Origin of the sequence: Aminobacter sp. HY435 (assembly GCF_027568395.1) — a bacterium.
GTDB lineage: Bacteria > Pseudomonadota > Alphaproteobacteria > Rhizobiales > Rhizobiaceae > Aminobacter.
The window spans coordinates 1-14,241 of sequence record NZ_JANKZL010000017.1; the positions used below are offsets into that span (position 1 = coordinate 1).

The 14,241-nt window shown below is 62.8% G+C and carries 14 protein-coding genes, 1 tRNA gene and 3 pseudogenes; 9 read left to right on the forward strand and 9 right to left on the reverse strand.

The window, feature by feature from the left end; genetic code table 11:
• Positions 1-132 (forward strand): annotated as a pseudogene (locus PCJ21_RS21345) (IS481 family transposase); the annotation flags it as partial.
• A gap of 222 nt (positions 133-354) precedes the next feature.
• Here PCJ21_RS21345 and PCJ21_RS21350 read toward each other — a convergent pair.
• The 4 genes and pseudogenes from PCJ21_RS21350 to PCJ21_RS21360 form a co-directional block, all read right to left on the reverse strand.
• Positions 355-615 (reverse strand): annotated as a pseudogene (locus PCJ21_RS21350) (type I restriction endonuclease subunit R, EcoR124 family); the annotation flags it as partial.
• A complete protein-coding gene (locus tag PCJ21_RS22130) occupies positions 545-934 on the reverse strand; it encodes a type I restriction enzyme subunit R domain-containing protein (protein WP_442866057.1) in 390 nt (129 codons plus the stop codon). The pseudogene PCJ21_RS21350 and the gene PCJ21_RS22130, both read right to left, overlap by 71 nt.
• Before the next feature lie 89 nt (positions 935-1,023).
• Complete coding sequence (locus PCJ21_RS21355; RefSeq protein WP_269933459.1) at positions 1,024-1,764, reverse strand: class I SAM-dependent methyltransferase; 741 nt, start codon at positions 1,762-1,764, stop codon at positions 1,024-1,026.
• A gap of 343 nt (positions 1,765-2,107) precedes the next feature.
• Positions 2,108-2,197 (reverse strand) — tRNA-Ser (locus PCJ21_RS21360).
• Positions 2,198-2,532: 335 nt separating this feature from the next.
• On the opposite strand from PCJ21_RS21360, the gene PCJ21_RS21365 reads away from it, so the two are divergent.
• The 8 genes from PCJ21_RS21365 to PCJ21_RS21400 all read left to right on the forward strand — a co-directional run bounded on the left by PCJ21_RS21365 (position 2,533) and on the right by PCJ21_RS21400 (position 11,254).
• Positions 2,533-3,831: a septal ring lytic transglycosylase RlpA family protein gene (locus PCJ21_RS21365; protein WP_269933460.1), complete on the forward strand. Its 1,299-nt coding sequence runs from the start codon at positions 2,533-2,535 to the stop codon at positions 3,829-3,831.
• 117 nt (positions 3,832-3,948) lie between these two features.
• Entirely contained in the window at positions 3,949-5,118 is a 1,170-nt protein-coding gene (locus PCJ21_RS21370; RefSeq protein WP_269933461.1) for a D-alanyl-D-alanine carboxypeptidase family protein, read from the forward strand.
• Between the two features lie 90 nt (positions 5,119-5,208).
• Complete coding sequence (gene tmk / locus PCJ21_RS21375; RefSeq protein WP_269933462.1) at positions 5,209-5,883, forward strand: dTMP kinase; 675 nt, start codon at positions 5,209-5,211, stop codon at positions 5,881-5,883.
• Positions 5,880-6,935, forward strand: a complete 1,056-nt coding sequence (locus PCJ21_RS21380; protein WP_269933489.1) for a DNA polymerase III subunit delta' — start codon at positions 5,880-5,882, stop codon at positions 6,933-6,935. Before tmk ends, PCJ21_RS21380 begins: the two co-directional genes overlap by 4 nt.
• A gap of 89 nt (positions 6,936-7,024) precedes the next feature.
• The gene (gene metG / locus PCJ21_RS21385; RefSeq protein WP_269933463.1) at positions 7,025-8,569 is read left to right on the forward strand and encodes a methionine--tRNA ligase; all 1,545 of its coding nucleotides are present in this window, start codon (positions 7,025-7,027) and stop codon (positions 8,567-8,569) included.
• An 11-nt stretch (positions 8,570-8,580) separates the two neighbouring features.
• On the forward strand, positions 8,581-9,363 hold the full coding sequence (locus PCJ21_RS21390) for a TatD family hydrolase (protein WP_269933464.1): 783 nt from the start codon (positions 8,581-8,583) through the stop codon (positions 9,361-9,363).
• Positions 9,364-9,365: 2 nt separating this feature from the next.
• Positions 9,366-10,181, forward strand: coding sequence for an MBL fold metallo-hydrolase (locus PCJ21_RS21395; protein WP_269933465.1), 816 nt, complete (start codon positions 9,366-9,368; stop codon positions 10,179-10,181).
• A 452-nt stretch (positions 10,182-10,633) separates the two neighbouring features.
• Positions 10,634-11,254, forward strand: coding sequence for a class I SAM-dependent methyltransferase (locus tag PCJ21_RS21400; protein ID WP_269933466.1), 621 nt, complete (start codon positions 10,634-10,636; stop codon positions 11,252-11,254).
• Positions 11,255-11,293: 39 nt separating this feature from the next.
• On the opposite strand, the pseudogene PCJ21_RS21405 reads toward PCJ21_RS21400, so the two are convergent.
• The 5 genes and pseudogenes from PCJ21_RS21405 to PCJ21_RS21425 all read right to left on the reverse strand — a co-directional run bounded on the left by PCJ21_RS21405 (position 11,294) and on the right by PCJ21_RS21425 (position 14,213).
• A pseudogene (locus PCJ21_RS21405) lies at positions 11,294-12,074 on the reverse strand (sulfite exporter TauE/SafE family protein).
• Positions 12,075-12,127: 53 nt separating this feature from the next.
• Positions 12,128-12,559, reverse strand: coding sequence for a DUF6691 family protein (locus tag PCJ21_RS21410; RefSeq protein ID WP_269933467.1), 432 nt, complete (start codon positions 12,557-12,559; stop codon positions 12,128-12,130).
• A 2-nt stretch (positions 12,560-12,561) separates the two neighbouring features.
• Complete coding sequence (locus tag PCJ21_RS21415; RefSeq protein ID WP_269933468.1) at positions 12,562-12,990, reverse strand: YeeE/YedE family protein; 429 nt, start codon at positions 12,988-12,990, stop codon at positions 12,562-12,564.
• A complete protein-coding gene (locus PCJ21_RS21420; RefSeq protein WP_269933469.1) occupies positions 12,983-13,333 on the reverse strand; it encodes an ArsR/SmtB family transcription factor in 351 nt (116 codons plus the stop codon). The genes PCJ21_RS21415 and PCJ21_RS21420 overlap by 8 nt, the downstream gene beginning before the upstream one ends.
• A 4-nt stretch (positions 13,334-13,337) precedes the next feature.
• Positions 13,338-14,213 carry an MBL fold metallo-hydrolase gene (locus PCJ21_RS21425; protein WP_269933470.1) on the reverse strand — a complete coding sequence of 292 codons (876 nt, stop codon included), beginning with the start codon at positions 14,211-14,213 and terminating at the stop codon, positions 13,338-13,340.
• Positions 14,214-14,241: the final 28 nt, after the last annotated feature.

Consider the following 14,241-nt stretch of genomic DNA (forward strand, 5'->3'; position numbering starts at 1 on the left):
CATCGTGCCGCTGAGTTGCCGGTCTGGCTTCACAGATACAATTGGCATCGCCCGCATGGCAGCCTAAGGTCCAAAACACCCATCAGCCGCCTCGGCGTGACCGAGGACAACCTGTTGAGGCTCCACAGCTAGGGTGCCCGCTCGCCCGGATTCGGCGGTGTCGCGAGCACTCGCGGTGAAGGTCATGTGGTGACGAACAGGCCCTTGGCAGCCTTGTGCCGGTCAAGACTGCGAAGAAATGGCGGATCGCGCCGGAACTTACGCTGTTGCCCGCTGCATAAGGTTTGGCCAGGACCGGCAGCATCTGGTAACCAGGAATCTGAGCGGCAGGGTCACGCGGCTCCATTGGCTCCCTCATGTCAGCCCGGAATATCGATCGAAGAAGGCAGCCAGCTTGTCGAGCACCGCTTGTTTCTTGGTAGCGTGGTCGTTGTCCTTCGAGAATCTCGACACCGGCGGCAGGATTCTGGTGATTGCGGTGCCGGTGGTCGGGATGCCGTCATCGCGGAAAGCATTGTCGATGAAACTGCGGGTGGCTTCCGCGTCAAGGTTCTCGTCTGTGATGATGCGATCCAGTTCCTTGACTTTCTTCGCCGCCATGAAGGCCTGCCATTGGTGGCGAACAGGCTGTTGTAGTCACGGATCGCACCTTCAAGGAAATCGCGCGATCCCTGATCCAGTCCTTCGGTCTCGAATTCCTCCTCGCCCAGCAATCCATCCACATCCCTTCATTGACGGCAAAGCCGTAGATCAGGCCGATCTTGAGGCGCTGAGCGGGCGGGATGTCCTTCTGCCGGTTGGCGAACTCCGTGTAATAGCGTTTGGCCGCGTCGATGGAGGCGGTGGCGAAGATGGAATTGAAGCCGCTCAGGCGCTTGCCGGCGTGCCGGTAGCTGGCGCTGCGTTTCGTCTTCTGGTCGAAATGTTCGCGGATATAGCCGGCACTCGCCCGGTCAGGGGCTCAATCCGGCAGGCCGATATCGAGGCACTGTTTGCGGCGGTCCTCAACATGCGATACGAGCGCTACGCGCGCTTCCTTGCGAGGGACATCAATGTCCATCCAAATCCCATGCGTTCCTTCATTCTTTCGACGCGATTGCCGAAAATGGCGCGGACAGGAGCGTTCAACTTCCGCGAGTTGACCAGTCGCATGATCCCTTTGCCGGCAAGCGGCGAAACCGTAAACAGGTCCAGCTGTTCGAACTCAGGTTCCAGCAGCTCGGCAAGTTCGTGCCGGTAGACCCAACGGCGCAGCTGGCCGGATGCAGGTGGCGGGATGGCGTTGTATTTTTCGAGAACGTGCCGGTTTTGAGTTGCCAGCATCAAATAGCCGCCTGGCCGCAGATGGGAGGAAAGTTTACGGACGAAGGCTTGTTGATCGAAGACATGCGACAGGACCTCAAGGGTCACGATGACGTCGAATGTCGCTTTGCCAAAATCCACGGCCATGAAATCGCCCGGCGTGAATGTCACGTGCGGCCAACGCTTCGCCGCGCGGTTCAGCACCTCGTCGGAAAGATCGGTCGCCGTTACGTTGCCGTAGTGCGAAAGTGCCGGAGCGAACCAGCCACTGCCGCAGCCGACGTCCAGTATGTCTAGTTTTTTTTCGCCGATTGTGTCGAGCCAGCCCACAATGACTTCAGCCTGGCGGGCGCTGACCTCGCTTATCTGGTGCTCGCGATTGTCGGCGTTCCATCCATTCCAGAACGCTGCCTGCAGTTTGATCGGCGCATCGCCTTCCGAAAAATTGTACGGCGTAGGCATGGTTTTCCCCCACGCTGCTACAGCTGGATTGCAGATCAGGCATTCGCCCTTTGCCCAATATCCGATCCAAACGAGCCTTTCTCGTCAACTCAGTCATTCGGGTAGTGGTGTAATGCAACCTGGGGGCCGCAGTCGAGAAAGTTGCGACCGCTATTGGCAGTGGCTGCCGCCAGGTTGGTCGCCGAAATGCCGTGTTAGCCGACCTGTCGGTCCGGTGAATGTCGCTGGTCTCCATGCGGCAGGCAGGGTGAGCGAGCCAAATTAAGGTGGCTGATAGGGCGGCTGCGAAACTTCCGCAAACCAAACAGAAAAAACGACGTATTTTCCGCAGCTTGCAAAAATATGGCGGAGGGAGTGGGATTCGAACCCACGGAGAACTTGCGCCCTCGACGGTTTTCAAGACCGTTGCCTTAAACCACTCGGCCATCCCTCCAACTAGCTGACCTGATTGCGCTGCCTGTTCATCGCCCAGGCGGCAAAGGGCCTCGGCTAGATCGGCTGCGCATAGCAACTACTTGGCATTGCGAGTCGCGGTTATAGCTGGCTGCAACGCGGCGTCAACCTGCTCGGATGTGCGCATCCGCATGCCACGATTGCGCCACAATCCCGCCCGTTTGGCACCACAGTCGATTAATACGCTGGCAAGCATTTCCTGCGCACATGGGGGATGGGGAAGATGTGCGTAACGAGTTTTTGCATCTTCGGCGCGACGGTCATCTGATTCGACCCGAATTGCCCGAATAGCGTATGGCAGGGGACTTCAGGACTATGCAGCATTCGACGCGGACGCGCTTGTATCGCGCAGCCTCGCTCACGGTCCTCGTCGCGACCGCGGCAATCGTTGCTGGCTGCGCCGCCAAGCCGACCCAGACGGCAGGCAAGAAGCGCCCCAAGGAGTATTTCGCCGAGTCCGAATACGGTGTGAAGGCCAGCCCGCGCGTCACCACCGCAATGTCGAACCTGCCGCGCGGCGGCGGACGTGACCAGACCGGCAAGCCCTACAAGGTTCGCGGCAAGTGGTACTATCCCAAGGAAGACAAGAGCTACGCCTCGCTCGGCGCGGCCTCCTGGTATGGCGATGCGTTCCATGGCCGCCTGACCGCCAATGGCGAAATCTATGACATGACCCACCTGACGGCGGCGCATCCGACCATGCCGCTGCCCAGCTATGCACGTGTCACCAACACCAAGAACGGCAGCTCGGTGATCGTTCGTGTCAACGATCGCGGCCCTTACTCCCACGGGCGCGTCATCGACCTTTCCAAGCGCGCCGCCGAAATGCTCGACTATGCCCACAGCGGAACCGCCGCCGTGAAGGTGGAGTATGTCGGGCGCGCGCCGCTCGACGGCCAGGACGACCGGTACCTACTGGCCTCCTACCGCCCGGGCAAGGGCATGGGCGATCCGAGCAATATCGGCCTTCCGGCCGGTGTGATGATCGCCATGAACGGTCCGACGCCGAGTGCCGACGTGGCGCCGGCGCCATCGTTCCCAGGCACGCTTTCGGATGCCGCAGCGACCGCTCCGGTGATCGCCATGCAGGCCAATGCGCCAACAAGCACGCTCGGTGCGCAGGCGGCGCAGTTCGGGCAGCCGGCAATGGCTGCGCAGGGCGTTTCCGGCGGCGACGTCATCCTGCCCGAATTCGGACCGATCGCCCCGCAACGGCCCGATGGGCTGACGCCGACCAACATGGCGCTGGCGACGATGTCCTACGCCAGCAATGACGGTTCGAGCGCAGGGCGCGCCTTTGACGCGCTGAGCCGCAAGTCGATGTCGTCGGACGACATCGTCAACTCGTGGAAGCGGCTCAACCCCGGCCCCCGGGCCATGGAATCGGCGCTGGAGGCATATATTTCCGCCGGCACCTTCTCGGATGGCGCGGAGGCGCAGCGCGTTGCCAAGGCGCTTTCGGCCTATGGCCGCACCGCGGTCGAGCAGGCCGAGTTCGAAGGCAAGACGTGGTATTCCGTCGATCTCTATTCCGACGGCCGCAACTCGCTCGACATCATGCTCAAGGCGGCATGGTCGCATGGCGCGCCCGACGCGTTCGCCGTTCACGACTGACCCGTTTCGACACGGCAACTGTGGCTATCTGCCCGGCCACGGTTGATCCCGCTGCCCGAGGCCTGATAGGTTTGGCCAGCTCGACCCGAATACGGACCGAACGGGGCAGTATCTTCCATGACTTCGAGATTTTTCAGGCCGTTCGCGTATCTGACCGGTGTGGTCGCCGTGGCATTGTCACTTGTGGGGCAGGCCGAGGCGCAGCTTTTCGAGACCAAGGCCGCGCAGGCCTACATGATCGACGCCGAAACAGGCACTGTGCTGTTCTCCAAGGCGCCGGACAAGGCGATGGCGCCGGCGTCGCTGGCCAAGCTGATGACGATGGAAGTGGTATTCAACGCCATCAAGACCGGCCGCTACAAGCTGAGCGACACGTTCGCCGTCAGCGAGAACGCCTGGCGAACCGGTGGTGCCGCATCGCGCGCCTCGACGATGTTTGCGGCGGTCAGGTCGCAGATTGCAATCGAGGACCTGATCAAGGGCGTCACCGTGCAACTTGCCAATGACGGCTGCATCGTGCTCGCCGAAGGCATGGCCGGCTCGGAGGCCAATTTTGCGCTGCAGATGACGGAGAGGGCGCGCGAGATCGGCCTTGAGACATCGACCTTCGTCAATTCGACCGGCCTGCCGGCGCCCGGACAGACGACCACGGTGCGCGAGCTCGCAGAACTCGGCCTGCACCTGTGGCGGACCTATCCCGAGCTCTACGCCTACTACAGCCTGCCGGAATTCACCTGGAACAAGATCCTGCAGCGCAACCGCAATCCGCTGATCACCATGGACATCGGCGCCGATGGCCTTGCTGCCGGCTTCACGGAAGGCGAGGGCTTCGCCATCGTCGGATCGGTGAACCGCGAGGGCAGGCGGCTGTTTGCGGCCATGGCGGGCCTCGCCAGTGACCGCGAGCGCGCCGAGGAGGCGCGCAAGTTGCTGGATTGGGGCATGCGCTCGTTCGAAAAGACGGAGATCTTCGCTGCGGACGAGACTGTCGGCGAAGCGCAGGTTTTCGGCGGCACCACATCGCATGTACCACTGGTCGCGCAGAAGCCGATCTCGATTTTCCTGCCGATCGCCAATCGCGAGCGGCTTGTCGCGCGTGTCGTCTATGATGGCCCGGTGCTGGCGCCGATCGCCAAGGGCACCCCGATCGGCACGCTGAAGGTGTGGATCGGCGAGACGTTGAGCCAGGAGACGCCTCTCTACGCCGCCCAGGACGTCGAGGTCGGTTCGCTGCAAAGCCGCGCCCTCGACGCGGTCAAGGAACTGGCCATCGGCTGGATGCGTTGAGGTGATGGACAATTGAGCGTGTTGGCGTCATCAGGGCAGCGCAGCGAGCTTTACCAGGCTCAAGAAACAGCACGCAGGAAAGGCAGCGGATTGGCGCGTGGATTCTTCATCACGTTCGAGGGCGGGGAAGGCGCTGGCAAATCGACCCAGATCGAGCGCCTGGCCGCCAAGCTGCGCGACAAGCGTTATGACATCCTCGTCACGCGCGAGCCGGGCGGATCACCCGGCGCGGAGGCTGTCCGGCATGTGCTGCTTTCGGGCGCCGCGGAGCCATTCGGGCCAGAGATGGAGGCACTGCTGTTCGCTGCGGCGCGGTCGGACCATGTCGAACAACTGATCCGGCCGGCAGTGGAGCGCGGCGCCATCGTGCTGTGCGACCGCTTCCTCGATTCTTCGCGCGTCTATCAGGGAGTTACGGGCAATCTCGATCCAAGCTTCATGGCCGCCGTCGAGCGTGTCGCCATCAACGGCATGATGCCCGACCTGACCCTGATCCTCGACCTCGATCCGGTTGAAGGCCTGCGCCGCGCCACGGCGCGGCGTGGCCAGGACGTCGCCGACAGGTTCGAGAAAGAGACACTTGAGATCCATCAACGCCGGCGCGAGGCTTTTCTGGCGATCGCGGCGAGCGAACCCGAGCGCTGCGTGGTGATCGATGCCGCGCAAGCCCCGGAGGCGGTTGAAGACGCCATCACCGAAGCGGTGTTCGCGGCCCTCGAGGCACTGGCGTCCAGCGGCGAAAGCCGGGCGAGGGCCGACGCCTGATGTTCGAACGTATCGCACCTGAACAGCACGACACCCTCGATGGCGTGCCCGAACCAGCCGAGAACCCGCATCTGGTCGGTCACGGGCCGGCAGCGGCGATGCTTTTGTCGGCCTATCGCGCCGGCAAGCTGCCGCATGCGATCATCCTGACTGGCCCCGTCGGCATAGGCAAGGCGACGCTCGCCTTCCACCTTGCCTACCAGTTGCTCAAATACCCCCACCACCGGAACTGTCCCGAGACGCTCGACAGTCCGGATCCAAACTCCGGCTTGTACAGGCAGATTGCCAGCGGGGCGCATCCGGGAGTGCTGCATCTGACGCGGCCAGGGAACGAAAAGACCAAGGGCTTCAAGTCAGTGGTGACGGTCGACGAGATCCGCAAAGTGTCGCGGTTTTTGTCGATGACCTCGCATGACGGCGGCTATAGGGTCGTCATCGTTGACCCTGCCGACGACATGAACACCAATGCTGCCAATGCGTTACTGAAGAATCTTGAAGAACCGCCTGCACGGACCCTGTTCGTCCTGATCGTCCATGCGCCGGGCCGCCTGTTGCCGACCATCCGTTCACGCTGCCAGACCGTCAGGCTGACGCCGCTGGATGAGAGGGACCTGATGGCGGCTTTCGCCGGAGCGGAACAGGCGATGCCGGACAGCGCCGATGAGCGGGCAGCGCTGGTCGCGCGTTCCGGCGGCAGCGTGCGCAATGCAATCCTGCTCACGCAGTATGGCGGGCTCGAGATCGCCGATGCGCTCGATCAGGTGGTGACCGGCGGTCGCACCAACATTACCGCCGCGCACAAGCTTGCCGACGCGGTGGCGGGCAGGGACGGCTCCATTCGCTTCGACATCTTCAACCGGCGCGCACTCGATCTCCTGGCCGATACAGCGTCGGAGGCGGCGTCGCATTCCGACCTGTCGCGCGCCAAAGCTTTGTCCGATGCTTGGCATGAGGCGCAGAACGCTATATCTGAAACCGAGACCTACAACCTCGACAAGAAGCAGCACGTCCTGACCATGATCGATCGCCTGAATGCCGCAATGCGAATGTGACGCTCGTCCGCCCGGGATGGCAATCGCCGCCCCGATGCGTTATCTGACCCGCGACCCTTTCCCATTTCGACATTGACGACGGTCCACCCATGTCCCGCGAAAAATTCTACATCACCACCGCGATCTCCTATCCGAACGGCAAGCCGCATATCGGCCACGCCTACGAGCTGATCGCCTCCGACGCGCTGGCGCGCTTCCAGCGCCATGACGGCAAGGACGTGTTCTTCCTCACCGGCACGGACGAACACGGCATCAAGATGCTGCAAACGGCCAACCGCGAAGGCATCAGCGCGCGCGAACTTGCCGACCGTAACTCGAACGAATTCAAAAAGATGGCGACGCTTCTGAATGCGTCGAACGATGACTTCATCCGCACGACCGAAGAACGCCACTACGCCGCCTCCCAGGCGATCTGGAAAGCGATGGCGGACAGGGGCGACATCTACAAGAGCAGCTATGCCGGCTGGTACTCGGTGCGCGACGAAGCCTATTACGGCGAGGAAGAGACCGAAGTTCGCGCCGACGACGTGCGCTACGGCCCGCAGGGCACGCCAGTCGAGTGGGTCGAGGAGGAGAGCTATTTCTTCCGCCTGTCGGCCTATCAGGACAAGTTGCTGGCGCTGTATGAGAACCAGCCCGACTTCATCGGCCCGAACGAACGCCGCAACGAGGTGGCGAGCTTCGTCCGCTCCGGCCTGAAGGACCTGTCGATTTCGCGCACGACCTTCGACTGGGGCGTGCCGGTGCCTGGCGACGACAAGCATGTGATGTATGTCTGGGTCGACGCGCTGACCAACTACATCACCGCCGCCGGCTATCCTGACGCCAACGCCGAGAAGTGGGGCTATTGGCCGGCCAACGTGCACGTCATCGGCAAGGACATCGTACGCTTCCATGCCGTCTACTGGCCCGCTTTCCTGATGTCTGCCGGCATCGAGCTGCCGAAGCGGGTGTTTGGTCACGGCTTCCTGTTCAACCGCGGCGAGAAGATGTCGAAGTCGCTCGGCAACGTCGTCGATCCGTTCACGATGGTCGGGCACTACGGCCTCGACCAGGTGCGCTACTTCCTGTTGCGCGAGGTTCCGTTCGGCCAGGACGGCAGCTACAGCCATGAGGCCATCGTCAACCGGACCAACGCCGATCTCGCCAACGACCTCGGCAATCTGGCGCAGCGTTCGCTGTCGATGATCGGCAAGAACTGCGGCGGCGTGGTGCCGCAGCGCGGTACGCTGGCCGAGGCCGACAAGGCGATCCTCGACCAGGCGACCGCAGCGCTGGTCACGGCGCGCAAGGCCATGGCGGAGCAGGGCATCCATCATGCCCTTGCCGCGATCTTCGCCGTGGTCGCCGAGGCCAATCGCTACTTCGCCGCACAGGAGCCCTGGGCGCTGAAGAAGACCGACCCTGCGCGCATGGAAACGGTGCTGTGGACCACGGCCGAGGTGATCCGTCGCGTCGGCATCATGTGCCTGCCCTTCATCCCGGGCTCGGCCGAGAAGTTGCTCGACCTGCTTGCCGTCACCGACCGGGATTTCGCTCATGTCGACGAAGCCCACGCCCTGGTGCCGGGCGCGGCGCTGCCGGCGCCGCAGCCGGTATTCCCGCGCTATGTCGAACAGAGCACCGAAGGCTGAGGCTGTCCCGAATGCTTGTCGACAGTCACTGCCATCTCGACTTCCCCGATTTCGCCGAGGAGCGCGCGGCCATCGTCGCGCGCGCCAGGGCTGCCGGGGTCGAGCGCATGGTCACCATCTCGACGCGCGTCAAGCGTTTCGAGCAAGTGCTTGCGATTGCAGAAGAATATGACGAAGTATTCTGCTCGGTCGGGACCCACCCGCACAATGCCGCCGAAGAGCTCGACGTGACCACGGCCGATCTCGTCAGGTTGGCGTCGCATCCCAAAGTGGTGGCGATCGGGGAGGCGGGGCTCGACTATTACTACGACAAGGCGCCGCGTGACGCCCAGGCACAGGGCTTGCGCGTCCACATCGCCGCAGCGCGCGAGACCGGGTTGCCGCTCGTGATTCATGCCCGCAGTGCCGACGAGGACATGGCGGCGATCCTGACGGAGGAAACCGGGAAGGGCGCCTTCCCGTTCATCCTGCATTGCTTTTCGTCCGGCGCGGAGCTTGCCCGGATCGGCGTCGAGCTTGGCGGCTACGTGTCGTTCTCGGGCATCGTCACCTTCAAGAATTCGGCCGAGCTGCGCGAGATCGCCACGCAGGTGCCGCGCGACCGGCTGCTTGTCGAGACCGACGCACCATATCTCGCGCCGATCCCGCATCGCGGCAAGCGCAACGAGCCGGCCTATGTCGCCAACACCGCTGCGGTTCTTGCCGAAACCATCGGCGTGAGCACGAGTGAGATTGCCAACATCACGACGGCAAACTTCTTCCGGCTGTTCACCAAGATGCCGAAGCCAGCCTGAGCATGACCGATACGCTGCGCCTCACCATATTGGGCTGCGGTTCATCGCCGGGAACGCCGCGCATCACCGGTGACTGGGGTGCCTGCGATCCGGCCAATCCGAGAAACCGGCGGACGCGTGCCGCGGCGATGGTCGAACGGATTTCCGCCAACGGCACAACGCGCGTCATCATCGACACAGGGCCGGATTTCCGCACCCAGATGCTTGCCGCAGGCGTTCGCCACATCGACGCGGTGGCCTACACGCACCCGCATGCCGACCACATCCACGGTATCGACGACCTCAGGGGCTACGTGCTCGAACGCGGCAGCCTGATCGATATTTTCGCCGATGAGTTCACGCTGGAGCGCATCAGCCAGGCGTTCGGATACTGCATTGAAACACCGCCGGGCAGCTCATATCCGCCGATCGTGCGGCCGCATGTCATCGACCACGACCGGGCGCTTGTCATAACGGGAGAGGGGGGTCCCCTCACCCTTTTGCCGCTGCCGCAGATCCATGGCGACATCGTTTCGCTGGGCTTCCGCGTCGGCTCGATCGCCTATTGCTCCGACGTCAGCGATTTTCCCGAGGCTACCACCGGGCGTATGCAGGACCTGGACGTGCTGGTGGTCGATGCGCTGCAGTACAAGCCGCATGTCAGCCATCTGTCGCTGTCCGAGGCGCTGCAATGGGTCGACCGGCTGAAGCCTGGCCGAGCGATCCTGACGCACATGCACGTGCCATTGGACTACGCGGCTGTGATATCTGCAACGCCGGCAAACGTCGAACCCGCGTTCGACGGTATGGTGATCGACGTTCCATATTTTCCAGAGTGATACGACCATATCCGGACGTCGATTGTCCGCAATGCCATTGTCGACCGGCTTCTGCAGGCGCACGTAATATCGGTTGCACATCGCGCAATTGTCGTTCGGTGCCAAAGTCGGCAGGACGTCAACCGTAGCTCACCATCCGCGCATCGCCGCATCATATCCCATAGCCAGATAGTTCCATAATCTATCTTATGCGACAATGTTATGCAGCCGGGGTGGGTTCTGCTTTGAACGGCACCTTTGCAGCGATGCCAATGGGTTATCGCACGTACATGGCACGGCCTGTCGCTGTTTCTGCACAGATTCCCGCTCCGGTGCGACGGCTTTGTATGGTGCTCGATCGGTTCGGATCGCCGCATCCGGTTGTGTGCCTCAGACAACGGCCAGCGCGAAAGCTCTGGCTGCGGGCTTGTCCCGGCGCTAGACTCTGCGAAGCAAAGACAGGACACCCGACATTGAGCAACGACCGTGCCGCCCATTGGGATGGCGTCTACCACAGCAAGTCCGAGGATGGTGTCAGCTGGTATCAGCAGACACCCGAACCGTCGCTGACCCTGCTCAGGCTTGCCGGCGCGCTGCCAAGCTCGGCAATCGTCGACATCGGCGGCGGGGCTTCGCATCTGGTGGACGCCTTGCTCGAGCTCGGTTTCGGCGACGTCACGGTGCTTGACCTGTCTCAGGCAGTGATTGACGCCGACAGGACCCGCCTAGGCACATTGGCCGGCGATGTTGAGTGGATATGCGCCGATATCACCCATTGGAGCCCTGCCCGCCGCTACGACGTCTGGCATGACCGGGCAGCGTTCCACTTCCTGACCGATCCGGCCGACCAGGCCGCCTATGCCGCGACGCTCGCCCGTGCGCTCGGCTCCGGCGGCCACGCGGTCATCGGCACCTTCGCGCCCGACGGACCGGAGAAATGCAGTGGACTTCCGGTCGTCAGGCACGATGCCGAAAGCATCGGCAAGGTGCTCGGCCATGGCTTCGAGCTCGTCGAGACGCGGCGCCACGACCACCGGACGCCGTGGGACAGCGTCCAGCATTTCCAGTTCAGCACCTTCCGCCGCAAGGCATGAGGCGCGCAGGCGGGGCAGAACCGCGACCTGCCCGGCGTGTCAGCCGCCGACCAGATTGCGCCAGGCCATATAGATGGCGACCCCGACGATCATCAGCGCAAACAGCATGTTGAGCGCGCCCTTGCGCGTCTGCAGCAGCATTGCCACCCTGGACCCGCCCAAACCGCCCAGAATGCCGCCGGCGATGAATACCAAGGCCAGCGACCAGTCGACCATGCCCGACAGGGCATAGGAAATGGCCGTGGTCATGCCGAAGGCGGCGACCGCCAGCAGCGACGAGCCTACGGCGTTGATCATCGGCATTCCTGTCGACGCCATCAGCCCGGGAACGATCAGAAAGCCGCCGCCAATACCGAAGAATCCCGACAGCAGCCCGGTGCCGCCGCCGAAACCTACAACTTTCGGGGCATTTTCACGGTTGCACGAAGCGGAAGGGTCGCCTGTCTCTCGCCTGCGCCGAAACATCAGGGCGCCGACCACCAGCATCAGTCCAGCAAAGAGCAGCAGCAGATGGCCGCCGTCGATCGCCTTCCCCAGCGACGACCCCAAGAACGCCCCGAACACACCGGCCAGGCTGTACATCGCGGCACAGCGCCATTTGACGTTGCCGGTGCGGGCGTGTGGCGAGGCCGGTCACAGCATTGGCCGCGACCGAGACCGCGCTGGTGCCGATGGCAAGATGAGCATTGGGCACGCCCACCAGATAGACCATCAGGGGCACGGCAAGGATCGAGCCGCCGCCTCCGAACAGCCCGAGGCTCAGCCCCACGACAGTTCCGGATAACGCACCCAAAGCATATTGAACGGGTTCCAGCATCATGGCCCGGCCTTTCGATATCAAATTGTGAATTCGACCTGGCGGTCCGGCAGGACTCAGGCCGCTGTAATGGCTGTTCTGCTCGCAACCGCCAGACGCGCCAGCCACATACCGAGAAACATCATCGGCAGAAAGACATAAGCTCCGGACGAACCCAGCGTGACAGCTGTCAGCGCCGGTCCGGGGCAGAAGCCGCCCACCCCCCAGCCAATGCCGAAAATGGCCGATCCAAGCAGAATTCGGCGGTCGATGGGAGTGCTTGCAGGGAGATGGAACGAGGTGCCCGCGACCGGCTTGGGCTGCCGGAGTACCAAGCGGTAGCCGAAAAAGGCGGTGATGACTGCCCCGCCCATGACAAATGCAAGCGATGGATCCCACGTCCCGAACAGGTCGAGGAAGTTCAGAACCTTCGCCGGGTCGGACATGCCCGAGATCACCAGCCCGATGCCGAACAGCAGGCCGAGCGCGAGATTGACGACAAACGACATGCTCAGGCTCCCGCAACGTGGCGAATGACGAAGACGGTGGCGAAGGCGGCGGCCATGAAGGTCAGCGTGGCCACGAGCGAACGCACCGAAAGGCGCGACAGGCCGCAGACGCCATGACCGCTGGTGCAGCCATTGCCATAGACCGATCCGAAGCCGACCAGCAGGCCGGCCACCGCCATCTGCGGCAGGTTGGAAGACACCGACTGCAGCACCGCCTGCCCCGTGGCGACGGAATAGGCAACGGGCGCCGCCACCAGGCCGAGCACGAAGCCGATCCGCGACAGGAATGCGCCGTCGAGATAAGGCGGAAGCAGGCGGCTGGCGATGCCGCTGATGCCGGCGATGCGCCCTTCCCATGCCATCAGCAACACGGCCGAAATGCCGATCAGGATGCCGCCGAGTGTGGAGGCTATGGGGGTGAAATCAGTCATTGTCTTTGCTTTCGGCCTTGGCTGCGGCATCAGGCGCGCAGAACATTCGGTAGAGCAACGCGACGATCTCGCGCACGCGGTCGTCCGCCAGCCGGTAGAACACCGACTTGGATTCCTTGCGCCCGACGATCAGGCCGGCATCGCGCAACTCGGCGAGTTGCTGCGACAGGCCAGGCTGTCTGATGCCGAGACCGTCTTCGAGCTCGCGCACCGAGCGTTCGCCATCGACGAGCGCGCAGGCGATCATCAGGCGGTTGGGATTGGCGAGTTTCTTGAGGAATTCCGACGCTTCCCCTGCCCGGTCGAGAAGATCGGAAACCGCATGTGACAATTGCTGTGTCATCGCATCAACCCCAGTTCGAGCCCTTCAGCCCATCCAGTGGAAACTTCAGGTAGCGCCGGCCATTGGCTTCTGGATCCGGCAAGCGGCCGCCATTGATGTTGATCTGCAGCGCGTGAAGAATGAGCTTTGGCATCGGCAGGGTGCGGTCGCGCGCCTCGCGAATGGCGACATACTCTGCCTCCGTCCGACATTTCGAGATATGCGTGTTGAGCGCCTTCTGTTCGGCAACAGTGCTTTCCCATTTCGGCTCGCGGCCGCCGGGCTGGTAATCGTGTCCGGTAAACAGCCTGGTGTCGTCAGGCAGTGACAGGATCTGCTGGATCGACTGCCACAGCCGCTTGGCGCTGCCGCCCGGGAAATCGGCACGCGCCGTGCCACTGTCCGGCATGAAAAGCGTGTCGTGGATGAAGGCTGCGTCGCCGATCACATAGGTGATCGACGCCAGAGTGTGCCCCGGAGAATACAGTACCCTGGCCGGGATTTCGCCGACGAAGAACGTTTCGCCCTCGGCAAACAGCTTGTCCCATTGGGAGCCGTCGTCCTGTAGTTCCGGCCAGTTGTAGATGCCTTTCCAAAGCTTCTGGACCTCGACCACACGTTCCCCGATGGCCGTCGGCGCCCCCGTTTTCGATTTCAGGTAAAGGGCGGCTGAAAAGTGATCGGCGTGGGGATGCGTGTCGAGGATCCACTGCACGCTCAGGCCGTTTTCCTCGACAAAATCGAGGATTCGGTCGGCGTTGAGCGTTGCGGTCGAGCCAGACTTTTCATCGAAATCGAGCACGGGATCGATGATTGCGCATTTCCTGGTGGCCGGGTCGGCAACGACATATTGGACGGAAAAGGTACGTGGATCGAACAATGCGGTGACTTCAGGTTTCATGTTCTATCCCTCCTCACTGCAACATGCG

Excerpts from the sequence above, each read along its gene's own strand:
- PCJ21_RS21355 (WP_269933459.1), bottom strand. The coding sequence starts at position 1,764 with ATGCCTACGCCGTACAATTTTTCGGAAGGCGATGCGCCGATCAAACTG.
- PCJ21_RS21365 (WP_269933460.1), top strand. The coding sequence starts at position 2,533 with ATGCAGCATTCGACGCGGACGCGCTTGTATCGCGCAGCCTCGCTCACG.
- PCJ21_RS21370 (WP_269933461.1), top strand. The coding sequence starts at position 3,949 with ATGACTTCGAGATTTTTCAGGCCGTTCGCGTATCTGACCGGTGTGGTC.
- metG (WP_269933463.1), top strand. The coding sequence starts at position 7,025 with ATGTCCCGCGAAAAATTCTACATCACCACCGCGATCTCCTATCCGAAC.
- PCJ21_RS21390 (WP_269933464.1), top strand. The coding sequence starts at position 8,581 with ATGCTTGTCGACAGTCACTGCCATCTCGACTTCCCCGATTTCGCCGAG.
- PCJ21_RS21395 (WP_269933465.1), top strand. The coding sequence starts at position 9,366 with ATGACCGATACGCTGCGCCTCACCATATTGGGCTGCGGTTCATCGCCG.
- PCJ21_RS21410 (WP_269933467.1), bottom strand. The coding sequence starts at position 12,559 with ATGTCGTTTGTCGTCAATCTCGCGCTCGGCCTGCTGTTCGGCATCGGG.
- PCJ21_RS21415 (WP_269933468.1), bottom strand. The coding sequence starts at position 12,990 with ATGACTGATTTCACCCCCATAGCCTCCACACTCGGCGGCATCCTGATC.
- PCJ21_RS21420 (WP_269933469.1), bottom strand. The coding sequence starts at position 13,333 with ATGACACAGCAATTGTCACATGCGGTTTCCGATCTTCTCGACCGGGCA.
- PCJ21_RS21425 (WP_269933470.1), bottom strand. The coding sequence starts at position 14,213 with ATGAAACCTGAAGTCACCGCATTGTTCGATCCACGTACCTTTTCCGTC.